This is a genomic window from Enterococcus infantis (genome assembly GCF_049166715.1).
Classification (GTDB): Bacteria; Bacillota; Bacilli; order Lactobacillales; family Enterococcaceae; genus Enterococcus_C; species Enterococcus_C leclercqii.
Map to the genome: position 1 here is coordinate 59854 of NZ_JBMHFB010000011.1, position 23861 is coordinate 83714.

The 23861-nt window shown below is 44.0% G+C and carries 20 protein-coding genes; 12 read left to right on the forward strand and 8 right to left on the reverse strand.

Annotation, left to right across the window (positions count from 1 at the left end; translation table 11 throughout):
- Positions 1–169 precede the first annotated feature (169 nt).
- The 5 genes from deoB (at position 170) to rpoC (ending at position 11080) form a co-directional block, all read left to right on the forward strand.
- Positions 170–1336, forward strand: a complete 1167-nt coding sequence (gene deoB / locus ACOMA8_RS12870; RefSeq protein WP_161898716.1) for a phosphopentomutase — start codon at positions 170–172, stop codon at positions 1334–1336.
- Positions 1337–1468: 132 nt separating this feature from the next.
- Positions 1469–2287: a purine-nucleoside phosphorylase gene (locus tag ACOMA8_RS12875; protein ID WP_421371259.1), complete on the forward strand. Its 819-nt coding sequence runs from the start codon at positions 1469–1471 to the stop codon at positions 2285–2287.
- 21 nt (positions 2288–2308) lie between these two features.
- On the forward strand, positions 2309–3016 hold the full coding sequence (gene deoD, locus ACOMA8_RS12880) for a purine-nucleoside phosphorylase (protein WP_161898714.1): 708 nt from the start codon (positions 2309–2311) through the stop codon (positions 3014–3016).
- 564 nt (positions 3017–3580) lie between these two features.
- A complete protein-coding gene (gene rpoB / locus ACOMA8_RS12885; protein WP_161898713.1) occupies positions 3581–7210 on the forward strand; it encodes a DNA-directed RNA polymerase subunit beta in 3630 nt (1209 codons plus the stop codon).
- A gap of 219 nt (positions 7211–7429) precedes the next feature.
- Positions 7430–11080, forward strand: coding sequence for a DNA-directed RNA polymerase subunit beta' (gene rpoC / locus ACOMA8_RS12890; protein ID WP_161898712.1), 3651 nt, complete (start codon positions 7430–7432; stop codon positions 11078–11080).
- 140 nt (positions 11081–11220) lie between these two features.
- Here rpoC and ACOMA8_RS12895 read toward each other — a convergent pair whose 3' ends face one another.
- Entirely contained in the window at positions 11221–11934 is a 714-nt protein-coding gene (locus ACOMA8_RS12895) for a prepilin peptidase (RefSeq protein ID WP_421371263.1), read from the reverse strand.
- Positions 11935–12080: 146 nt separating this feature from the next.
- Between ACOMA8_RS12895 and ACOMA8_RS12900 the strand changes: the two genes are divergently transcribed.
- Positions 12081–12800, forward strand: coding sequence for a DUF5105 domain-containing protein (locus tag ACOMA8_RS12900; RefSeq protein ID WP_421371265.1), 720 nt, complete (start codon positions 12081–12083; stop codon positions 12798–12800).
- Between the two features lie 204 nt (positions 12801–13004).
- Positions 13005–13472 carry a Dps family protein gene (locus tag ACOMA8_RS12905; protein ID WP_161898709.1) on the forward strand — a complete coding sequence of 156 codons (468 nt, stop codon included), beginning with the start codon at positions 13005–13007 and terminating at the stop codon, positions 13470–13472.
- A gap of 181 nt (positions 13473–13653) precedes the next feature.
- On the opposite strand, the gene argH is transcribed toward ACOMA8_RS12905, so the two are convergent.
- Together argH and ACOMA8_RS12915 are read right to left on the reverse strand one after the other, a co-directional pair.
- On the reverse strand, positions 13654–15033 hold the full coding sequence (gene argH, locus ACOMA8_RS12910) for an argininosuccinate lyase (protein ID WP_421371267.1): 1380 nt from the start codon (positions 15031–15033) through the stop codon (positions 13654–13656).
- A 244-nt stretch (positions 15034–15277) separates the two neighbouring features.
- The gene (locus tag ACOMA8_RS12915) at positions 15278–16492 is read right to left on the reverse strand and encodes an argininosuccinate synthase (RefSeq protein WP_161898707.1); all 1215 of its coding nucleotides are present in this window, start codon (positions 16490–16492) and stop codon (positions 15278–15280) included.
- Between the two features lie 700 nt (positions 16493–17192).
- On the opposite strand from ACOMA8_RS12915, the gene rplM reads away from it, so the two are divergent.
- Together rplM and rpsI are read left to right on the forward strand one after the other, a co-directional pair.
- On the forward strand, positions 17193–17639 hold the full coding sequence (rplM, locus tag ACOMA8_RS12920; protein ID WP_337248032.1) for a 50S ribosomal protein L13: 447 nt from the start codon (positions 17193–17195) through the stop codon (positions 17637–17639).
- Between the two features lie 15 nt (positions 17640–17654).
- The gene (gene rpsI / locus ACOMA8_RS12925; RefSeq protein ID WP_161898705.1) at positions 17655–18047 is read left to right on the forward strand and encodes a 30S ribosomal protein S9; all 393 of its coding nucleotides are present in this window, start codon (positions 17655–17657) and stop codon (positions 18045–18047) included.
- 174 nt (positions 18048–18221) lie between these two features.
- Here rpsI and ACOMA8_RS12930 read toward each other — a convergent pair whose 3' ends face one another.
- The 5 genes from ACOMA8_RS12930 to ACOMA8_RS12950 all read right to left on the reverse strand — a co-directional run bounded on the left by ACOMA8_RS12930 (position 18222) and on the right by ACOMA8_RS12950 (position 22154).
- Entirely contained in the window at positions 18222–19457 is a 1236-nt protein-coding gene (locus ACOMA8_RS12930; protein ID WP_137598940.1) for a tyrosine-type recombinase/integrase, read from the reverse strand.
- 68 nt (positions 19458–19525) lie between these two features.
- Positions 19526–19801 (reverse strand): helix-turn-helix domain-containing protein, encoded by a 276-nt coding sequence (locus tag ACOMA8_RS12935; protein ID WP_048603186.1) that lies wholly within the window; start codon positions 19799–19801, stop codon positions 19526–19528.
- Positions 19802–19817: 16 nt separating this feature from the next.
- Positions 19818–20849, reverse strand: a complete 1032-nt coding sequence (locus ACOMA8_RS12940; protein WP_173104008.1) for a replication initiation factor domain-containing protein — start codon at positions 20847–20849, stop codon at positions 19818–19820.
- Positions 20824–21336 carry a hypothetical protein gene (locus ACOMA8_RS12945; protein WP_137598938.1) on the reverse strand — a complete coding sequence of 171 codons (513 nt, stop codon included), beginning with the start codon at positions 21334–21336 and terminating at the stop codon, positions 20824–20826. Before ACOMA8_RS12945 ends, ACOMA8_RS12940 begins: the two co-directional genes overlap by 26 nt.
- A 539-nt stretch (positions 21337–21875) precedes the next feature.
- Positions 21876–22154, reverse strand: a complete 279-nt coding sequence (locus tag ACOMA8_RS12950; RefSeq protein ID WP_137614634.1) for a hypothetical protein — start codon at positions 22152–22154, stop codon at positions 21876–21878.
- Positions 22155–22318: 164 nt separating this feature from the next.
- On the opposite strand from ACOMA8_RS12950, the gene ACOMA8_RS12955 reads away from it, so the two are divergent.
- From ACOMA8_RS12955 to ACOMA8_RS12965, 3 genes are all read left to right on the forward strand, one after another.
- Positions 22319–22609, forward strand: a complete 291-nt coding sequence (locus ACOMA8_RS12955) for a hypothetical protein (protein ID WP_173104007.1) — start codon at positions 22319–22321, stop codon at positions 22607–22609.
- Entirely contained in the window at positions 22606–23064 is a 459-nt protein-coding gene (locus tag ACOMA8_RS12960) for a hypothetical protein (RefSeq protein WP_137614760.1), read from the forward strand. Before ACOMA8_RS12955 ends, ACOMA8_RS12960 begins: the two co-directional genes overlap by 4 nt.
- A gap of 202 nt (positions 23065–23266) precedes the next feature.
- Positions 23267–23674 carry a hypothetical protein gene (locus ACOMA8_RS12965; protein WP_173104006.1) on the forward strand — a complete coding sequence of 136 codons (408 nt, stop codon included), beginning with the start codon at positions 23267–23269 and terminating at the stop codon, positions 23672–23674.
- Positions 23675–23861 lie beyond the last annotated feature (187 nt).

Genomic DNA, 23861 nt, shown 5'->3' on the forward strand with positions numbered 1-23861 from the left:
GGCTGTTTTTCTTAATGGTATGTTCAAGTTTGGTATCAAAGACTTTGCAAATGAGACTGCTTGGCGCAGAGATTTTGGATAGCTGAGACGGGTCATTTTGAGAGTTTTTTTGTAAGATAAGAGTGTAGAAAATGTCTGGTTTAACAAAAAAGGAAAGAGGTTTTTAATGATGTTTAAACGTGTACATTTGATCGTAATGGATTCAGTAGGGATTGGCGAAGCACCAGATGCCGAAAAATTCGGTGATAAAGGTTCCGATACGTTGGGACATATTGCCAAAGAAGCTGGGCTGAACATCCCGCATCTGGAACAATTGGGCTTGGGGACCATTCGTCCTCTAGAAGGTGTGACAGCAATCAATGGTCATGACGGTTATGCTACGAAGTTAGAAGAAATCTCGGTGGGTAAAGATACGATGACTGGCCACTGGGAAATCATGGGCTTGAATATTCAAAAGCCCTTCCGAGTTTTTCCTGATGGCTTCCCGGAAGAACTGCTAAAACAGATTGAAGACTTTTCCGGTCGCAAAATAGTCTGCAACAAACCATATTCCGGCACTGAAGTTATCAATGACTACGGCGAACATCAGATGAAAACCGGCGACTTGATTGTCTATACATCTGCCGATCCAGTCTTGCAGATTGCAGCCCACGAGGAAATCATTCCATTGGAAGAACTGTATCGTATTTGCCAATTCACCCGGGATATTACAAAAGATGAACCTTATATGATTGGCCGTATTATCGCTCGTCCTTATGTGGGTGAACCAGGCAACTTTACCCGGACGCCAAATCGTCACGACTATGCGTTGGATCCTTTTGGTAAAACGGTTTTGGATTCACTGAAAGACAATGGCAAAGATGTGATTGCCGTCGGAAAAATCAACGATATCTTTAACGGTCAAGGCATCACAGCGGCAGTCCGAACCAAGAGCAATATGGATGGTGTTGATAAATTGCTGGATGTGATGAAGCAAGACTTTACGGGCCTGAGTTTTACCAATTTGGTAGATTTTGATGCACTTTATGGTCATCGCCGCGATGTGGTGGGGTATGCCCATGCTATCGAAGACTTCGACTTGCGGATTCCTGAATTGTTGGCAGCTATGGCGGAAGATGACCTGCTATTGATCACGGCCGATCACGGCAATGACCCCACCTTCCCAGGAACAGACCACACGCGGGAATATGTGCCGCTTTTGGCTTACAGCAAGAAATTCAGCGGCCAAGGCGCACTGCCACAAGGTTACTATTCTGATATTGCTGCAACGATTGCTGAAAACTTCAGCGTACCGGCAACTGAAAATGGCAAGAGCTTTTTGGCAGATTTGAAATAAGCATCATTTGCAAAGAGGATTTTACTACTTGAAATACGAGAGCCTATCCCGCATGGATAAGTGGAGCAATGTGGGTTAGGCTTTCGATATGTGGATAAAAGTTGTGACAAAAGAAAAAATCTGGAGGACATTATGACTGAATTAAAATTAGCCATCAAGGAAACCACAGAATTTATTAAGAGCCAAGGTGTTGGCGAAGTTACTTTCGGACTGATTCTGGGTTCAGGATTGGGAGAGTTAGCCGAAGAAATCGAAGACAAAGTAGTGGTTCCTTACAATGAAATCCCCCACTTTCCAGTGTCAACGGTAGTGGGTCATGCAGGACAACTCGTTTACGGGACGCTTTCTGGTAAAAAAGTATTGGCGATGCAAGGTCGTTTCCATTTTTACGAAGGGCATTCCATGCAGACCGTGACTTATCCAGTGCGGGTGATGAAAGCATTAGGCGCCCATTCATTGATTGTGACCAATGCCTGTGGCGGGGTCAATGAAAACTTTGAGCCAGGAGACTTGATGCTGATCACAGATCAAATCAACTTTACTGGAACAAATCCATTGATCGGACCAAATGATGAAGACTTGGGACCGCGCTTTCCTGACATGAGCAATGCTTATACTCCAGCGTATCAAGAAGTTGCTAAAAAAGTTGGTCAAAAAAGCGGCTTGCATCTAAAAGAAGGCGTCTATATGGGCTTTTCAGGTCCAACTTATGAAACGCCGGCTGAGATTCGGATGGCTCGGACTATCGGTGCAGATGCTGTGGGGATGTCCACTGTTCCGGAAGTTATCGTGGCCGCCCACAGTGGTTTGAAAGTTTTGGGAATCTCTTGTATCACCAATCTGGCTGCCGGTATGCAAGCCAACCTCAATCATGAAGAGGTAGTGGCGACTACTGAACGGGTGAAAGGTGAATTCAAAGACCTGGTGAAAAAGACATTAGCTGAACTATAAAAAAGAAAAGAGGTCATGACAATGAGCGTACACATCGGCGCCAAAGAAGGCGAAATTGCAGATAAAATCTTACTCCCAGGTGATCCATTGCGAGCAAAATACATTGCGGAAACCTTCCTGGAAGACCCCATTTGTTACAATGAAGTCCGCGGCATGCTGGGCTACACGGGTATCTACAAAGGGGAACGAGTTTCAGTACAAGGAACTGGGATGGGGATGCCCTCTGCCAGTATCTATGTCCATGAGCTGATCAACTCTTACGGCGTGAAAAAGCTGATTCGTGTGGGAACTTGCGGCGCCATCTCAGAAGATGTTCATGTGCGAGATTTGGTGATTGGTCAAGCAGCGGCAACCAGTTCCTCCATCGTGCAAAAGAATTTCCAAACCTTCAACTATCCGCCTATCGCTGATTTTGATCTGTTGTTGAAGGCCTATGAAATTGCCAAAGCAAAAGGCTTCACGACCCATGTGGGCAACCTTTTATCAGAAGACAGTTTCTACAAAGATGATATGACAGAGACGTTGAAGTTGGCTGATCTAGGCGTGCTGGGAGTAGAAATGGAAGCTGCGGCGATGTATTACATTGCTGCCAAATACCATGTGCAGGCGTTGGCAATTTGTACGGTGAGTGATCACATCATCACCGGCGAAGAAACCACTGCAGAAGAACGGCAAACAACATTTAACGAGATGATTGAAGTCGGACTGGAGACGGCAATCGCCGAATAAAAAGCACGGGGCTGCGACAATCGTCAATCCTCCGGTCACTGTCCTTCGAAGCGAGGGATACTACAGGTGAGCTCCGAAAAGCCAAGGCATTTCCATTAAAAACAGTGGAAGGGCCTTGGCTTTTTAGTGTCAAAAATTTCAAACACAGGCTTTCCTTATTTACTACTTAAAAATAAGTCTCCCTACAGGGAAAAAGGAGGCAGCTTGCAGCTGACCTATCTGCAGGTGGGCTTTCAATGGAAAACCTAAAGAAATCCTTAACTGATGCGTTTTTCATGAAAGTTACATTGTGAAAAGCATTGACAGAAACAGTTTCTCTCTATATAATAGGGAGATGCAAAAACTATCTGATTGACACAAGGAAGCAGGAACGATCTATTGTCCGTTCCGGCTCCAGCACAGGAAAACAAAAGTTGCAAGACGAAAATTTCGCTTTCTGCTTTTGTGTTTTTTTGTGCCCAAAAGCCGCAAAAAATGCTTTTTGTTACAGTAAATTAATATTTGTAAAAAAACTGTAACGAAATCCGATAGCCTTTTTGAAAGAAATTTTGAGGGGTGAAGAGCTTGGCTGGACACGTAGTAAAATACGGGAAACACCGCGAACGCAGAAGTTTCGCACGTATCAGTGAAGTATTGGAATTACCGAATCTGATCGAGATTCAAACGGACTCTTACCAATGGTTCTTAGACGAGGGCTTGCGGGAAATGTTTGAAGACATTTTGCCGATCGACGACTTCAACGGCAACCTGTCTCTGGAATTTGTGGATTATGAACTGAAGGAACCGAAGTATACGGTAGAAGAAGCACGGGCTCACGATGCCAACTACTCGGCACCATTGCACGTTACATTGCGTTTGACTAACCGGGAAACCGGCGAAATCAAAGCACAGGAAGTCTTCTTCGGCGATTTCCCACTGATGACTGAGCAAGGGACATTCATCATCAACGGGGCTGAACGGGTTATCGTATCCCAGTTGGTACGTTCTCCTGGGGTGTACTTCCATGGCAAAGTCGACAAAAACGGTAAAGAAGGTTTCGGTTCAACTGTTATCCCTAACCGGGGTGCATGGTTGGAAATGGAAACCGACGCCAAAGATATTTCTTATGTGCGGATTGACCGTACCCGTAAGATTCCTTTGACTGTTTTAGTACGGGCGTTGGGCTTTGGTTCCGATGACACGATTTTTGAAATTTTCGGCGAAAGCGAATCATTGCGCAATACGGTCGAAAAAGATCTGCATAAAAATGCTAGTGATTCCCGTACAGAAGAAGGCTTGAAAGATGTCTACGAACGGCTGCGTCCAGGGGAACCTAAAACCGCCGACAGCTCTCGTAACCTGTTGAACGCGCGCTTCTTTGATCCAAAACGTTACGACTTGGCAAATGTTGGTCGTTACAAAGTTAACAAAAAGCTTGATCTGAAGACTCGTCTGTTGAATTTGACATTGGCGGAAACGCTGGTGGATCCGGAAACTGGTGAGATCCTTGTTGAAAAAGGCACTGTTTTGGGTCACGCTGAAATGGACAAGTTGGCACCATTCTTGGAAGCCGGCTTGAACGCAGTAACTTACTACCCTTCAGAAGATGGTGTAGTGACAGAACCAATGACTGTTCAAGTCATCAAAGTCTTCTCACCAAAAGATCCTGAACGGGAAATCAATGTGATCGGCAACGGCTATCCGGATGCTTCCGTGAAAACTGTTCGCCCTGCAGATATTATCGCCTCTATGAGCTACTTCCTGAACTTGATGGAAGGCATCGGCAATGTGGATGATATCGATCACTTGGGTAACCGTCGGATTCGTTCCGTAGGTGAATTGTTGCAAAACCAATTCCGTATCGGCTTGGCTCGTATGGAACGGGTAGTTCGTGAACGGATGTCAATTCAAGACACCGAAACATTGACACCGCAACAATTGATCAATATCCGTCCGGTAGTGGCAAGTATCAAAGAATTCTTTGGTTCTTCCCAGTTGTCCCAGTTCATGGATCAAACCAATCCACTGGGTGAATTGACGCATAAACGTCGTCTGTCTGCCTTAGGGCCTGGCGGTTTGACTCGTGACCGTGCCGGTTATGAAGTCCGCGACGTTCACTATTCTCACTATGGCCGTATGTGTCCAATCGAAACCCCTGAAGGTCCGAATATCGGGCTGATCAACTCGCTGGCGTCTTATGCGAAGGTCAACAAATACGGGTTTATCGAAACACCTTATCGCCGTGTCGATCGTGCCAATGGTCGGGTTACTGATATTATTGATTACTTGACTGCTGACATCGAAGACCATTACGTTGTCGCCCAAGCAAACAGCCCATTAAACGATGACGGCAGTTTTGCTGAAGAGGTCGTAATGGCGCGTGCAACTTCTGAGAATATCGAAGTATCCATCGATAAAGTCGATTACATGGACGTTTCTCCTAAACAGGTAGTGGCAGTAGCGACTGCATGTATTCCTTTCTTGGAAAACGATGATAGTAACCGGGCCTTGATGGGTGCCAACATGCAGCGGCAAGCGGTGCCTTTGATTAACCCTAAATCACCTTGGGTTGGTACCGGTATGGAATACAAATCCGCCCATGACTCAGGTGCTGCCCTGTTGTGTAAGAACCCAGGTGTGGTTGAATACGTGGATGCATCTGAAGTTCGCATTCGTCGTGAAGATGGTGCGTTGGATGTCTACTCTGTTACTAAATTCCGTCGTTCCAACTCCGGGACTTCTTACAACCAACGTCCAATCGTGACGTTGGGTGAAAAAGTCGATAAAGGCGATACGTTGGCAGACGGTCCTTCCATGGAACAAGGGGAATTGGCATTGGGTCAAAACGTGCTGGTTGCCTTTATGACTTGGGAAGGCTACAACTATGAAGATGCCATCATCATGAGCCGTCGTTTGGTCAAAGATGATGTGTACACTTCTGTCCACATTGAAGAATATGAATCAGAAGCCCGCGATACTAAATTGGGGCCTGAAGAAATCACTCGCGAAATCCCGAACGTCGGGGAAGATGCGTTGAAAGACTTGGACGAAATGGGGATCATCCGCATTGGTGCCGAAGTCAAAGACGGCGACTTGCTGGTAGGGAAAGTCACTCCAAAAGGGGTAACTGAACTGTCTGCTGAAGAACGTTTGCTCCATGCAATCTTCGGTGAAAAAGCCCGCGAAGTTCGCGACACTTCTCTGCGTGTGCCTCACGGCGGTGGCGGGATTGTCCACGACGTGAAGATCTTTACCCGTGAAGCCGGCGATGAATTGTCACCTGGTGTCAATATGCTGGTTCGGGTCTATATCGTGCAAAAACGTAAGATTCATGAAGGGGATAAAATGGCCGGACGTCACGGGAACAAGGGTGTTGTTTCTCGGATTATGCCGGAAGAAGATATGCCTTTCTTGCCAGACGGCACACCAGTGGATATCATGCTGAATCCATTAGGGGTACCTTCTCGTATGAATATCGGGCAAGTATTGGAATTGCACTTGGGGATGGCCGCTCGTCAGCTGGGCATCCACGTGGCAACACCAGTATTTGACGGTGCCAACGATGAGGATGTCTGGGCAACAGTGAAAGAAGCCGGGATGGCGGCTGACGCGAAGACTGTCTTGTACGATGGTCGGACCGGGGAACCATTTGACGGCCGGATCTCTGTCGGTGTCATGTATATGATCAAACTGGCCCACATGGTTGATGACAAACTCCATGCGCGTTCCATTGGACCATACTCACTGGTTACACAACAACCATTGGGTGGTAAAGCACAATTTGGTGGACAACGTTTCGGAGAAATGGAAGTTTGGGCACTGGAAGCTTACGGTGCGGCTTATACCCTGCAAGAAATCCTGACTTACAAGTCAGATGATGTTGTTGGACGTGTGAAGACCTACGAAGCTATCGTGAAGGGCGAACCAATTCCTAAACCAGGTGTTCCGGAATCCTTCCGCGTATTAGTGAAAGAATTGCAATCTCTTGGTTTGGATATGCGGGTCTTGGATATCGACAACGAAGAGATCGAGCTGCGAGATATGGACGACGATGACGATGATTTGATCACTGTCGATGCGTTGGAAAAATTCGCACAGCAACGCCAGTCCGCTAAAGAGCTGGAAGAACAAGCCGCACAACAAGTCAAAGAAGATGAAAATGAGCTGAACGATCAGATCGAAACAGTCGAAGATCGTCAAGACATCGAAGACTGATAACGTGCGCTAAAGAGACACCGCTCGGAAAAACATGGTACTGCTCGTCTTTTTCAGATAGGAAAGATGCGACAGTACCGGAAGCTTTCCGCGTCTCATCATTGATCCGCTCTCTTTACACAGTGACGGGCCGTTGTTTTCTTAGGAAAATAGCGGCAAAGGGGCACTGTTTGTAGATACGGGTCTTGCGGCCATGAAATGAAATGGAGGGAACCCCTTTTGATCGATGTAAATAAATTCGAAAGTATGCAAATAGGTCTGGCTTCTCCCGAAAAAATCAGAAGCTGGTCATACGGGGAAGTCAAAAAACCCGAGACCATCAACTATCGTACGTTGAAACCTGAACGGGAAGGTTTGTTTGACGAGCGTATTTTCGGCCCTACCAAAGACTGGGAATGTGCTTGTGGGAAGTACAAACGGATCCGTTACAAAGGCATCGTCTGCGACCGTTGCGGTGTAGAAGTAACCCGTGCCAAAGTTCGTCGTGAACGGATGGGCCATATCGAATTGGCAGCACCGGTTTCTCATATCTGGTACTTCAAAGGTATCCCGTCTCGGATGGGTCTGGTTTTGGATATGAGCCCACGGGCCTTGGAAGAAGTGATCTACTTTGCTTCTTACGTGGTCATTGAACCGGGCGATACGAGCTTGGAGAAAAAACAACTGCTTACAGAACGGGAATACCGTGAAAAACGTGAACAGTACGGTCAAGGCTTCAATGCAGCCATGGGTGCCGAAGCCATCAAGCAATTGTTGGATTCTGTCGACTTGGATGCAGAAGTTGCTGAACTGAAAGAAGAATTGAAAACTGCGTCCGGCCAAAAACGGACCCGCGCGATTCGTCGTTTGGATATTTTGGAAGCTTTCCGTAAATCTGGCAATAAACCTGGCTGGATGGTCATGGATGTTATTCCTGTCATTCCTCCAGACTTGCGGCCAATGGTCCAATTGGAAGGTGGGCGTTTTGCGACATCTGACTTGAACGACCTTTACCGTCGTGTCATCAACCGTAACAACCGGTTGAAACGCTTGTTGGACTTGAACGCACCAAACATTATCGTCCAAAACGAAAAACGGATGCTGCAAGAAGCCGTGGATGCGTTGATTGACAATGGTCGTCGTGGCCGTCCGGTAACTGGTCCTGGTAACCGTCCGTTGAAATCTTTGTCTCACATGTTGAAAGGGAAACAAGGTCGTTTCCGTCAAAACTTGCTGGGTAAACGTGTTGACTATTCCGGTCGTTCCGTTATCGTCGTTGGTCCTTTCTTGAAGATGTACCAATGTGGTCTGCCAAAAGAAATGGCCATTGAATTGTTCAAACCTTTCGTAATGAAAGAATTGGTTCAACGCGAGATTGCATCAAATATCAAAAATGCCAAACGCAAAATCGAACGTATGGAAGATGAAGTTTGGGATGTTTTGGAAGATGTCATCAAAGAACACCCTGTTCTGTTGAACCGGGCACCGACTTTGCACCGCCTGGGTATCCAAGCTTTCGAACCTGTTTTGGTAGAAGGCCGGGCAATCCGTTTGCACCCATTGGTTTGTGAAGCTTACAACGCCGACTTTGACGGTGACCAAATGGCGGTTCACGTACCATTGAATGAAGAAGCACAAGCGGAAGCACGGATGCTGATGCTGGCTGCTCAAAACATCTTGAACCCGAAAGATGGCAAACCAGTCGTTACACCATCTCAAGATATGGTCTTGGGTAACTATTACCTGACGATGGAAGAAGATGGTCGTGAAGGGGAAGGCATGCTTTTCCGTGACATGGACGAAGCAGTAACCGCATGGCGCAATGGCTATGTCCATCTGCATTCACGAATCGCTGTCGATCCTAAGAAATTAGGGGACAAACCATTCACTGACGAACAACGTTCTAAATTGATGGTAACCACAGTAGGTAAGGTGATCTTCAACTCCATCATGCCATCTGAGTTCCCTTACTTGAACGAACCGACTGACTTTAACTTGACTGTTCAAACACCTGACAAATACTTTGTGGAAGCCGGAACAGATATTCCTGCCTTTATCAAAGAACAGGAATTAGTTGGACCATTCAAGAAGAAAAATCTCGGAAATATTATTTCTGAAGTCTTCAAACGTTTCAAAGTCACTGAAACTTCTCACATGTTGGACCGTATGAAAGACTTGGGTTACAGCCATTCAACAATGGCGGGTATCACTGTGGGGATCGCCGATATCATGGTTTTGGCTGAAAAACATGACATTATCGATACAGCCCATGGGCAAGTGGCCAACATTACTAAACAGTTCCGTCGCGGGTTGATTACTGACGACGAACGGTACGAACGAGTTATCGGTGTCTGGAACGCTGCCAAAGACGAAATCCAACAAAAACTGATGGAATCCTTAGATGCTAAAAACCCAATCTTCATGATGTCCGATTCCGGAGCCCGTGGTAATATCTCCAACTTTACTCAGTTGGCAGGGATGCGTGGGTTGATGGCCGCGCCAAATGGCCGAATCATGGAATTGCCAATCATCTCTAACTTCCGCGAAGGTTTGACTGTCTTGGAAATGTTTATCTCTACTCACGGGGCTCGTAAAGGGATGACCGATACCGCCTTGAAGACTGCCGATTCAGGTTATCTGACTCGTCGTCTGGTAGACGTGGCCCAAGATGTCATCATCCGTGAAGAAGATTGTGGTACGGATCGTGGTTTGGAAATCGCAGCTATTCGTGAAGGAAACGAAATCATCGAATCGTTGGAAGAACGTTTGGTGGGTCGTTACACACACAAATCTGTGATCAATCCGCAATCTGGCGAAGCAATCATGGGTAAAGATCAATTGATTACCGAAGATTTGGCAAAACAAATCGTGGACGCTGGAATTGAAACTGTTTCAATTCGTTCCGTCTTCACATGTAATACCAAACACGGTGTATGTAAACATTGTTATGGCCGTAACTTGGCAACTGGTTCAGAAGTCGAAGTTGGTGAAGCAGTCGGTACAATCGCTGCCCAATCTATCGGTGAACCAGGGACTCAGTTGACCATGCGTACCTTCCATACCGGGGGGGTTGCCGGTGATGATATCACTCAAGGTTTGCCTCGTGTCCAAGAAATTTTCGAAGCTCGTAATCCGAAAGGGCAAGCAGTCATTACAGAAGTTACCGGTGAAGTCATCGATATCTCCGAAGATGCTGCAACTCGTTCTAAAGAAGTAACTATCAAAGGAACCACCGATACCCGGACGTATACCGTACCATTTACTGCCCGCATGAAAGTGGCAGAAGGGGACTATATTCACCGGGGTGCGCCATTGACAGAAGGTTCAATCGATCCGAAACAACTGCTGCAAGTTCGCGACGTCTTGTCCGTTGAAAACTACTTGCTGCGGGAAGTTCAACGGGTCTACCGGATGCAAGGGGTAGAAATCGGTGACAAGCATATCGAAGTAATGGTTCGTCAAATGCTGCGTAAAGTCCGCGTCATGGATCCAGGGGATTCTGATATTCTGCCAGGAACATTGATGGATATCGCAGACTTTAAAGACCGTAACTACACTACGCTGGTTTCCGGCGGTGTACCTGCAACGTCTCGTCCGGTTCTTTTGGGGATCACTAAAGCCTCATTGGAAACCAATTCCTTCTTGTCAGCTGCTTCCTTCCAGGAAACAACTCGTGTCTTGACCGATGCAGCAATCCGCGGCAAGAAAGATCCACTGTTGGGTCTGAAGGAAAATGTTATCATCGGGAAGATTATTCCTGCTGGTACCGGTATGGCTCATTATCGCAACATGGAGCCAAAAGAAGTGACTGTAGCCAGCGAAAATGTTTACAGCATTTCCGACATCGAAGCCCAAATGGCGGCAGAAGATGCATTGAACGAACAAAACTGATTTTGAGAACAACTAAAAAGGCCTGTTTTCCGACACTTGTTGGAAGACAGGCCTTTTTTTGAATGGAAGTAAGACGGCATTCACAGCAACTAGCTGTCATCAGAAGTTGGTGGTTCAGGGAAGCTGGGGTTAGGATGGGCTCACCAGTTGAACTGTAAAACGAGCCACAAGCCAACTGCTAAAAAGGGGATGAAGGGCAGTTCTTTTTTTGCTAGTGGCTGTGTAGTGACTGTTGCCAGTTGAAAAAAGCCGTATGCAACTAAGCCGGTGCCACTAGCAAGGATTAGTAGTAGGCAAAATTGCCGCAGCTCTAGCCAAGGACTCCAAGAAAGCAGCAATAAAACGTCTCCGATACCAAAGCGTCCTCTGAGAAAAAGCGTCAGAAACAGTAAAATCCCACCGCAATACAACAGTGTCTCCCAGTGAAACAACTGGCCCAGCCCCAGTTTCCCGCCCCAAAGAATCACCAGGCTGGGATAAAAAATTTTCGGCTCTAAAATCAGGTAGAAACAATCCGCCAATGCCAACAAAAACGCAGCTGTCAGCCAAAAAAAGTTTAGCGACGCTGCCCCTGTGAAAGTCAGTGGAAAAGACAATAGGAACAAGGTGCCGCACAAAAATTCTGCAGCAAAACTGCTGTAAGAAAAATGTTTGTGACAATAACGACAGCGAAAGCGCAGTCGCAAAGCCGAAACCAATGGAATCAGATCCCGCCATTTTAAAAATTCTCCGCAGCTGGTACAGTGAGAAGCCGGTGTCAGGATTGATTTGTCTTGTGGCCAACGCTGAGCGACTACGCAAAAAAAGGAACCCAGGCAGGTCCCCAATAGGAACAAAAGTACGTTTATGGTCATATCTCATCACCCCTTTCTTAAAAAATTACGCAATTTGATTGCAAAAGTAGACAATTGCCGGATTTTTTCTGATAATGGAACAAGGGAAAGGCAATGCCTCTTTTGCCAAAAGATGCTGCTAGTGTGTGAAGTTAAAGGAGAACAAGATGAAAAAAATGATTTTACCAATCATATTCGGTCTTTTGCTGTTGGCGGGCTGTGCCCCGAAAGCTATTCCAGTGGAGGAGGCTGCCGACTTATTTGTAGAGCAGCTCGTCTATCAAAAAGAAGATACTGATTTTGAAGACAATTTCCAAAATGGAGCAGATCTAAAAAAAGGCTTTGAAAAAAATACGACAGCTTTTCGTGACACGTTTGCTACCGGTCTAGTGGCGGCAGATGGGGATGTCAGTGAAGAGACGGCTAATGAGATTACCGCTTTGTTAATGGATAAGGTAAAAAGCGCCACGGATTATCAGATCAAAGTCGGTGAGGCAGAAGACGGCGATAGTATCCGCAACGTGACCTATCAAGTCCACGGCTTAGATTTGGTGACCATCATGAAGCAAACGACGCAATTAGTGACGGCTGAAATGCTGAAAAACACCGCGTTGGCCAAAGACGAAGCCAAGTTGCAAACAGAAACTGTCAAACAGTTAAAGCATGTGCTGGAAGCTCCGCCGGTCAAAGCAGAAGCGGTAAATGTCATGTTGGAGATGAAGCCGGAAAAAGGCCAGTGGGTCATTGTCGGCGGACAGCAGGCCCAATTAGAGGGGCTTTACTTGGCTTTTGTGGCAGGAGTCAAGGATGCGGACACCTTATCGACAAATTGGCAGGCGGCACAAGCAGAGCTGACCAAAGAGCTGGAAAAACAATTGCAGAAGTAAGCGAAGCGGTGGCGGATCACAAGTAGGAAACTCTTGTGATCCGTTATTTTTATTGCAGGAGAACGCCTTTCTCTTACAAATTGTCAGTGTGGTGCAGATTATTGTACTTTTTATCACATTCATACTAACATAGGTAATGGAAGCCGGTGAGGTGGGGCAAGACCCACAGCTTACCGACAAAAAACCGATGTAGGAGGACTTGAAATGAAATACGAAAAGACCAAAGAAGTACTGAACCAATTAGTAGCCGACTTGAGCCAAATGGCAATGGTCATCCACCAAACCCACTGGTATATGCGTGGCCCTGGTTTCTTGACTCTGCATCCATTGATGGACACCTATATGGATGATATCAACGACCAATTAGACGAAGTATCCGAACGCTTGATCACATTGGACGGTTCACCATTTTCAACGTTGAAAGAAATGGCTGAAAATACTAAGATCAAAGACGAAATCGGCAGCTGGGATCGCTCAATGGAAGAACGCTTGGCAACTTTGGTAGAAGGCTACCGTTACTTGGCTGACTTGTATCAAAAAGGGATCGAAGTAAGTGGCGAAGAAGGCGATGATCCAACGCAAGACATGTTCATCGAATTCAAAACAGCAACTGAAAAACGTATCTGGATGGTCCAAGCACACCTTGGTAAAGCACCAGAAATCGACAAATAAGCAAAAACAAATACCCGTAGGACCGCTTTTAGCAGCGGTTCTGCGGGTATTTTCGTTTGCCATAAATTAAAGAGCTGGACTACCTTGAGCTTTTTTCCAGGTAATGATGAGGTACTGCGGGTGTCGCTAAAAGGAGCAGCACTCGAATTGCTGGTTAACAAGTGTCGGTAAAGTCAGCTCATTATTCTGCTGCCAGCTGTGCTTTAGCGAGCTGAATCTGGTGTGCCACCTGATCAAATCCAGTACCACCGAGAGAATGGCGGTTTTTGACAGCGTTGAAAGAATCCAGTTTCTCGTAGACATCCGCTTCGATAACTGGCGTGATAGCTTGGTATTCGTCCAGGGGAATATCTTGGAGGTAGCGCCCTTTGTGGATGCCGTCAATCACCAGCTTGCCGACGATTTCATGAGCTTCTCGGAAAGGGATACCTTTACTCGCCAGATAATCAGCCAGCTCAGTCGCATTGGAGAAGTCTTTTTCAGTGGACTCCAGCATGTGTTCTTTGTGTACTGTCATGGTATGGATCATCCCCGCCATGATTTCTAGGCTGGTGAGCAGGGTTTCGGCAGTGTCAAACATGCCTTCTTTGTCTTCTTGGAAATCCTTGTTATAAGCTAGCGGCAGGCCTTTCATCACCGTCAAAAGGCCGAATAGATTTCCATAGACACGCCCGGTTTTGCCGCGAATCAGTTCGGCCATGTCAGGGTTTTTCTTTTGAGGCATGATTGAACTGCCGGTAGAGAAGGTATCGGTGAGCGCAACGAATTGAAACTCATGGCTGCACCAGAGGATCAGCTCTTCACAAAAGCGTGAAAGATGCATCATCAAGATTGATCCGTTGCTGAGAAATTCCAAAATAAAATCCCGATCACTGACCGCGTCCATGCTGTTGGCATAAACGCCGGCAAAGCCTAATTCCTGTGCGGAAAACTCTCGATCAATGGGAAAAGTAGTTCCGGCTAAAGCAGCTGCCCCCAGCGGTGAAAGGTCAGTGCGTTTGAGACTCTCTGTGAAGCGTTCTTGATCTCTGGTCAGCATGCTGTAATAAGCCAGCAAATGTTGCCCGAAGCTGATGGGTTGTGCGTGTTGCAGATGGGTATAACCTGGCATCACGGTATGGATATTTTCTTCGGCTTTTGCCACCAGCACACTGCGGAAAGTCTGGATTTTGTCGATTACCTGATGCAAGGTATCCTTCAAATACAGATGCATATCTGTTGCTACTTGATCGTTGCGGCTGCGGGCCGTATGCAGCTTGCCGGCGACAGCTCCGATTTCTTCGTGCAAATACGTCTCAATATTCATGTGGATATCTTCGTTTTCAATGGTAAAAGTCAGTTCACCGGCATCTAGTTTGGTTTTGATTGCCTCCAGCCCGGCGATGATCTGATCGGCATCAGCTTGTGGAATGATTCCGGTGTGAGCCAGCATTTTTACATGGGCTAGACTGCCGAAAATGTCCTGTTGTGCCATCTTTTGATCGAAGGGGATAGAGGCTCCAAATGCATCAATCCACGCTTCATTTTTGCCGTCAAAACGGCCGCCCCATAATTTTGCCATAATCGCTTCACCTCTAAATAGAATTGTCACGGGCTGCAATTTGAGAACAGCTCCCGCTTGTCGTATTACTTCAAGTATACCAAATCCAGTACTAATAGACAGAAAAGGCATAAGCAAGCAAGACCCGCTTATGCCTTTTCTTATGATCTCCCCAAGCACGGCTCGCTGTACGCGTCATCAGGAAATGTGATTATTTAATCCTCACCTGCGGCTCACTGTACGCAGCATCAGGAAAAATCCCTGTTTATTTGACGAGGTTCTTTTCGTTGACCTTGCTTTGGACTTCGGCATGGACCTTAGTTGGCAGACCGAAAAGCTTGATAAAGCCGACTGCCGCATGTTGGTCAAAGGTATCCGCAGAAGTATAGGTGGCCAAGTTTTCATTGTAGAGGCTGTTTTCTGATTTCCGTCCTTCTACAATGGCGTTACCTTTGAAAAGTTTCACCCGAACAACGCCGTTCACGTATTTTTGGGTCTCTTTCAAGAAAGCGATCAGGGCATCTGTCAATGGATTGAACCACAAGGCATTGTAGATGACATCGCTCAACTGATTTTCAATCGTCGGCTTGAAGTGAGCCAATTCAGTCACGAAAGTCAGATCTTCCAACTCTTTGTGGGCCTTCATCAAAGTAATGGCTCCAGGACATTCGTAGACTTCTCGGGATTTAATCCCCACCAACCGGTTTTCCACATGGTCGATCCGGCCGATACCGTGCTTGCCAGCGACGACATTCAACTCGTCAATAATCTCATAGAAGGACAGCGCTTCGCCATTCAAAGCCACAGGCACACCCTTATCAAAAGTGATTTCCACGATATCCGCGGTATCCGGAGTATCTTCCAACTCCGCTGTAATGGCATATGCTTCTTTAGGAGGCGCAGCCCAAGGGTCTTCCAAAATCCCACATTCGCAGGCCCGGCCCCAGACATTTTGGTCGATAGAATAAGGATTATCCAGATTCGCCGGGATCGGCACACCTTTTTCAGCGGCATAGGCAATTTCTTCTTCCCGGGACCATTTCCACTCTCGAACTGGAGCGATGACTTTCAAATGCGGGTCCAGAGAAGCAATCGCAACTTCGAAGCGTACTTGGTCATTGCCCTTGCCGGTACAGCCATGGGCCACAGTCGTTGCGCCGGCTGCGTGAGCCACTTCCACCAGTTTTTTAGCGATCAGCGGGCGAGAAAGAGCCGAAACCAATGGGTAGGATTGTTCATAGAAAGTATGCCCTTGTAAAGCAATCAACGCATACTCGTTGGCAAACTCATCTTTGCAATCCAAAGCATAAGACTCAATTGCGCCGACCTGCAACGCTTTGTCTTTAATGAACTGCATATCGCGGCCTTCTCCGATATCCAAGCAACAAGCCACGACATCATATCCTTCATCTACCAACCATTTGATAGCAACGGAAGTATCCAAACCTCCGGAATAAGCCAATACTACTTTCTCTTTCATAGTTATACACCCTCGCTTTAAGTCGTTTGTCGATTAACTGATGCCATCGTAACAAATATTCATACAGGTTGCAAGGGAAAAGTAAATAAATATACATAAAAAGTTGAAGAAAGGCAGAAAATATACAAAGACGAGCGGTTATTCATAGTTTTTTGTATAATCAGGTAAAATTATCCGTGCACTTCTTAAGAAAGAGTGAACACTCGAAAATTGTTTCTCGCTGGAAACAGCGGCATGCAAAATGAAAAAGGAAGGGCAGTAAAACGAGTAAAAACTATATAATAGAAACAAATTTTTAGAAGACGGCCTGTGGTCAAAACAATCAAATGCGTGGTTTACCTTAACGCCAAAATCCAAACCACCTGCAGCTAACCTGTTCCAGAAGACAGTAGTAAACACCAAGCCCGGAATCTGGGTGAGATTGTGAAAATGGCTTTTAGACTCCAAAAATTGGTGGTAATATTCACCACTGACCGAACTTGATCTGACAAGTTTTCCATTGGTTTACGATGGTTTTTAGCCGTGGAGTTCGATTTAAAAGAAATCGTGAAAGATTTTCCGAAAGCTAGGGAAAACTTAGAGATTTTCGTTGACTTTGACTGGCGCAGAAGGTATTATGTTAAATGGTATTGTTTACCCCACAAAGAGCCCCGGAAACTCACGTGATTGTAAACATTCGAAATCGAAATTGGAGGAAAAAATCTTGCGTACAACATATATGGCCAAAGCTGGCGAAGTAGAACGTAAATGGTATGTCGTTGACGCGACAGATGTCCCTATGGGTCGTTTGTCTGCAGTTGTAGCATCTGTATTGCGCGGTAAAAACAAACCAACATTCACCCCTCATGTGGATACTGGCGACTTTGTGATCGTAATCAATGCGGACAAAGTAAAATTGACTGGTAACAAAGCAAGTGACAAGATCTACTACCGTCACTCAAACTTCCCTGGCGGATTGAAACAAATCTCTGCTGGCGAATTGCGTGCTAAAAATTCTCGTCGTCTGATCGAAACTTCTGTAAAAGGCATGCTTCCTAAAAACACTTTGGGCCGTGCTCAAGGCATGAAGCTGCACGTTTACGGTGGCGCTGAACATCCACATGCTGCTCAAAAACCAGAAGTTTTGGACATCACAAACTTAATCTAATAGGAGGGAATTTCATTGGCACAAGCACAATATACCGGCACAGGCCGTCGTAAAAATGCAGTAGCTCGCGTACGTTTGGTACCGGGTACTGGTAAAATCACTGTTAACAACAAAGCTGTTGAAGAATACATCCCACACGCTGACTTGCGTGAAGTTATCAACCAACCATTTGGCGTTACCGAAACCAAAGGCGCTTACGACGTATTCGTAAACGTAAACGGTGGTGGCTACGCTGGACAATCAGGCGCGATCCGTCATGGTATCGCCCGCGCATTGCTGGAAGTAGACCCTGACTTCCGTTTGGCTCTGAAACGCGCTGGTCTGTTGACCCGTGACGCTCGTATGGTCGAACGTAAGAAACCAGGTCTTAAGAAAGCACGTAAAGCTTCACAGTTCTCTAAGCGTTAATATCCTTTATATATCAACGTTTCTGGCACTTTCCGATTTTGGGGAAGTGTCTTTTTTTGTACGCTTAGGTACGAAAAAATGTACGAGATTTTGAATTGGCTGTTTTTAAGACCTAGGTCGGACACTATATAATCGTTCTTTTTAGTTTGTTTGATTGTTATTTTAAATAGTTATTTATTTTGCTTTTCGAGCTTCATCTAGGCGTTTCTCGAATTTTTCATAAGTGGAAAGATCGACAACATTTGGGGTATTAACGTATATTTCTGTCGTTTTGATATCCGAATGGGTTAAGGCTTGAGAAATTTGCGCCATTGTTGCACCGCCTTCACGAGCTAACGTACTAAAGGTATGGCGTAGTTTGTGAGGGTTTGTCTGAACCAGTTCCTCATGTCTTCGGCGAATGGATTTTAGCCGATAATTTAAGTAATCCACATGAACCGGAATATTTACTTCGCCACTTCGATTGGCATAAGTGAAAAGAAATTGTTCTTTCGTCTGTTTAATGCCCAACTGTAGCAGTTCTTCCTTTTGTTTTTGCTTCCATTCTTTCAATAGTTTAATAAGGAATGTCGGAATCTTGAACTTCGTGGCTTTGCGCCCTTTTGTGGATTTTAAATTGCCAAACTTATCCTTACTTTGAATCAAACTGACATAACCATTTTCAAAATCAATATGCTTCCACTGAAGGGCATAGGATTCGCTCTTGCGGTCCCCTAGGTTCAACGTTAGCATCAAGAGAACATAGTCTTGCATGATTAGAGAACCATTGCTGTAATCCTCATTCGCTGCGTCTAGCCAATCAATCAATTCTTCGGCTGTCAGTGCTTCACCGTTTAGCTGACGTTCCGCCTTTAGTTGCTGTTTCTTAGGATCACCCACATACCGAATCACTTTTTCAATCCGATTGTATTCGATATACTCTAATAGCTCCGCAATATCAAAAATCTGGTTGACGTAACTTTTGATGATTTTGATATTGGCATAAATTTGGGACTTTTTCATCAAAGCACGAAGCACAAAGTCTTTATTGTCGTTTAAGAACTTGATGGAATATTCACCAAACATCGGTAGAATATGAAGACGGAAGACATCTTTCGTATTGCTAATGGTTGTGGCAGTTGGTATTTGCCTAGATCGTCCAGTAGAACCAGCGATATACATATCCAACCAAACTGTTTCATAAAACTCTTTGAATTTGATATGCCCGTTTAATTCAAATGAACGAGCACTCTTTTCATTAAGCACACGTTGAATTTTTTGAGACAGGTCTTTTTCAGCTTGTTCCGCTTCTTTTTTCGTCCTAAATGTTTTGCGGTAGCGTTCGGTAGTGACACCTAGAATTTGTCGCACCTCCTTGGGGTAAAACACCTCCAATTTGTAGTGGTTGTTTTTCAGTTTAGTAATTGCCATGTTCCTTCCTACTTTCTTATACGCAAACCAGAACGTAGGAATGACTACGTTCTGATTATAAACCGCTTCTAGCGAGTATAGCAATGGAGCCATTCGTCTATAGCTTGCCGATCAAAACGCACAACACCTTGAATCGTGATTTTTGGCAGTCCTTGTTCGACCCATTTATCCAAAGTGTTGTTCGCAATATGGAGATATTGGCAGGTTTCTTTCTTGGTTAAATAGCGTTTGTCGATCGCAGTATCTTGTCGTACTTGATTCACATTGTTTAGAAGAAGTGTGTAAACACTATTTCCTAGCTGTTTCATCTGCTCATCGTTCAGTAAAAATTGAACTTCGTGCATAGGTAACCTCCTTTCTCTAGTAAGAATCTTCATTCTCCAATTCCAGTATTTTTTGTTCGATAAAGGTCTGATCTGTTTCCGTGAATTTTTCTTTTCCTTTGGCTAGTAATTCTCTCAAATAAACTTCTGCTTGTTCTGGGCCATAGGCTTGTAGAAAAGCTTCATAAATCATGGCGAGCGATTTCGAAGTGGCATTTTCTAACCATGCTTTCTTCTTGGAAAAGGTTGGCTTTTCACGAACTACACGTAAGGGGATTTTGGGAATACCCCCCACAAATTTATCCCACCATTTCATGTTCGGCCAACGAGCTTTGTTGTGATAGTTGACGGGGCCTTTGGGTTTGGTCTTGAAGCTGTAGTGGGAAGCTAAAATGCCACGAATTACCGTATTGAGTGGTATTCCTTTCGCAAGCTTTTCTACGGCTTGCCGAGCTTTTTGATCGGTTAACTCCAATTCCCAGCGAACCCACTCGTTGACTTGGGCAATTTCTCCCGTTTTATCGCGTATTTCTTGCTTTTTGTCATAAATCCGCAGTAGTTGTGGCTGAGCGCCAATGTAAAGCGTATGACCAGTCAGAATGCCTTCCTGTAGTTGCCCACTGTTTACTTCCCGAAAGTGGCGGCTTTGAGAGCTGAGTTGGCCGTTCCTCACGTATTTTTGCAAAGTAGATACAGGAGGAGAGGAGCCGTCAAATAAATCCATTGCCAAGTCGGCACGAGTAATGGTTCCTTTGGCTTTTAAAATGGTGGCTAAGAATTTCTGCCAATGCCAACCCTCCACACTAGACATATATTCTTCGTATTGGCGACACCCTTGACCCGATAAGTTTACTAAGAGATTGTTGTGGTGGTCACTTTGGTGAATGATAATATCTGCAAAGGAATAGTGAGAATCGTAAGTGGGAAAAGGACTCCCTTTCTTTTCTGAAGTAAAGTCAGAAAGGGCAATTCCCAGTAAGTCCGCAACTTTTTCCATCGAAGCATCCGGTAATGAAAAACGCAGAAAATCGATCAGACATTCGTTACTTTGCCGGTGTGTTTGGTTCATTCACTTCTCCTAGTTGATAGGAGGTGGCACTGATTTTCAATGCTGCAAATTGCCAGGTGTCAATCATTGGTTGACCTTCTCCCACAAATGACTTTTTCTGAATTTTTCGGGGATAGACATTTAAACCATTAAAACGAATGGGAATCAACTCGCCGTCTTCATAGTTATCTAAAATGGGTAATTCTTCTTGATGCTCGACCACAATGGTAATCGGGGAGCCGAGTTCTGTTCCGCCGTTATTCAGAACCAGTTCGACAAAAGCCCGATCATAGACTTTGAAGGTGAGGGTCATTAGCCCGGTTTCTACACGTTCGCCCACATGGTTCTGTTCACGTTCCATCCGCATTTGAATATCACTTTTGGCTACAACAAAACGTTGCGGGAGTTTGAATTGTTTGAGATCGAAACGTAGACTGGCTAGATTGACAGTTTCTGAATCGTTGAGTGAGATACTGGTTCCTTTTTGGATCATTAATTTTTTTGACATGTGTATTTCTCCTTTGATTTTGAATTTAGTCTTTGTTTTAATTGGTTGAAACAAAGTAGAGTGGGTGCACGAATCAGTTGCATAAAATTTCCTCCCTTCACTAACAAGAACAATTTGGAACCCCCTATTTTCCAAAAAATGTGGAATTTCTCATAATTTTCTTTATGGATGATTTCTCTTCCATTACTACTACAATCTGAGTAGGGCAATTTTTCGAAACAACAGGCAATTGAATTAACTTGTAAGAGATTCTTAAACTATTTGCTCCTTAATCGCCTCATTTCGAAAAAGTTTCTTTTTTGATAAAACACAAAAAAGACGTGTAAACGAACTCGGCTCTGCCGCTGGCAGCCGGTTCGTTCACACGTCTTTTGGTTTTTTATTTAGCTAATTTTGACAAAAATCGAATCTTTGAAGAATGCTCGTGAAGCCTTTTGTAGCAACCATCAGAGGGATTTCCAATGAGTTTGGTACCCCCGTGTTACTAGCGGGGGGAGAAACGTTGCGAGATTGATTGGATTTAGTTAGAAAAAATCTTTTTACTTCTTACTATATTTTTTGTCTTTTTGAATTATTTCTTCAATGTTTTTCTTCGTAACAACTGTTTTTCGAACTTCGCTATCGTACTTAGAGTCAGGATGTGAAATTGAATATCTTACTATATCTAAGTAGCTGTTAACTTGAATTTTTTCACCCTCAAGAGTGTTAATTTCTACACCATCTCCTGAAAGATAGGAAATATCTGCAACATTATTTAGATTAATTTCTTTATTCTCATCACTATAAAACTGAAAGTAGAACTTAAAACCAAAAAACATAATAATCATCGATAAGATTATTAGAACCGATAGACAATGAATATTATGACGCTCTTTTTAGACGTAATAATATTTATTCTAATGATCCATCCAAATTGAAAAAAGGATAAGCGAACTCTCAGCAAGTTATTCAAGATGCTATTGATGATGTACTGAGAGATAAAATGATTACCTCTTTTGAAAAATTTTCAGATACTTTAGCGAAAAATCATGACATAGAAGTTTACAAGTTTTCTAAAAACAGCAACAAATTAGGTTATGTTTTGTATAAAAAAGAAGCAAACTTTTATGAGAATAGAGAAAGATTTATTTTTCTAGGTAAAGACAAAGCGTCACGAAAAATACGTGAACCGTATGTTGAAAAAACATTTAGTGCTAAAAAATTAGGTAAGAGTTATGAGTTAGAGTCGATAGAAAAAGAGCTTGATTATAAGAAGAACAGTTTATTATTTTGAATCAAAGAATTAATAAAACAGGGGAACTAGAAGAACCCTTTGTAGAATTAGATGAAATCGCACAACGTCAATTTAATCGAAAAGGTGCGCATCATTTTATGAAGTATGACGATTTTTTAAAGTCAGTTGATAAACATTTTGCCACATCACTTGGTTCACTTGATGATCAAGAGTACGAAATAAAAGTACATTTGAAAGTGAACAAACAGACTTTAAAAAGTACTGAACATAAAAAAGTTGCAGTCAAAAAGACAGAAAAAAAACAGTACACGTCCCTATATTTTGGTGCAGGGAGTTATACTCATACGCCAAATGCACGAGCCTTGCACCATCAAATTAGTAAAGCTATTAATGATGATGTGAAGATGTATCGTGCTAAAAAAGACTATGAATTTATGCAACATAAAATCGAAATGGAGCAACAAAGAAGACAAGGATTTGAAATGGATTTTTAAAGTATCTTGCCAGGAATTAAATTAGAAAGTTTAATATGGTGAGATTATTTTTATAGACATACGCGAGCTACCCACTGTCTTTCCAGATAGAGTAGCCATGCTGTCGCAGGCTACTCTATCTGGAAAGGTCAATGGTGGCTCTCAATTCCTGAGGGAGCACGCTCCCTACAGACTCCCTGAATAAAATGAAGAGGTGGACAATATGAAAAAATCAAAAAATACCGAAACAAAAAAGATAAAACGAGAATTAAAAATAAAAAAAGAAGCAAAAATTTATGAGGATATTGAGCAACGTGTTGCATGGCTATATGAAAATAAATTTACAAAGATTGATTCAGAAGTTGTATTTGAAATTAATTTTTACGAGGATGTTTATCAAGAAGATATTGACGAATTAATGTTGTTTCATGCAAAAAAAGTTTTTATGGTGGAAAAAGATGATGAGTATTATTGTGGAATAAGAGCTAATCATTTTGTGATTGAAGTTGGTTATTCTGAAATGAGAGCCGGACTAATTTATTTAGTAACAGCTAATCATAAGGGAAATAGATGTGTAACAATGATAGCAGAAGAGAATGAAAAATATTTAGAAATATGTTCAATGGAATAGATAATAAAAAATGAAGCTAGTACTTATGCTACCTTAAAAGAATCGAATACTGACAACCGTTATTCAAAAAAATATCTTCTTTTGCTTTTTAATCTAATAAAAATAAGTATCTTTTGATACCTCCCCAAAAACCTATGAAAACAAGCAGAGCAATGGATGTTTCGTTAAAACCATCCGTTGCTCTGCC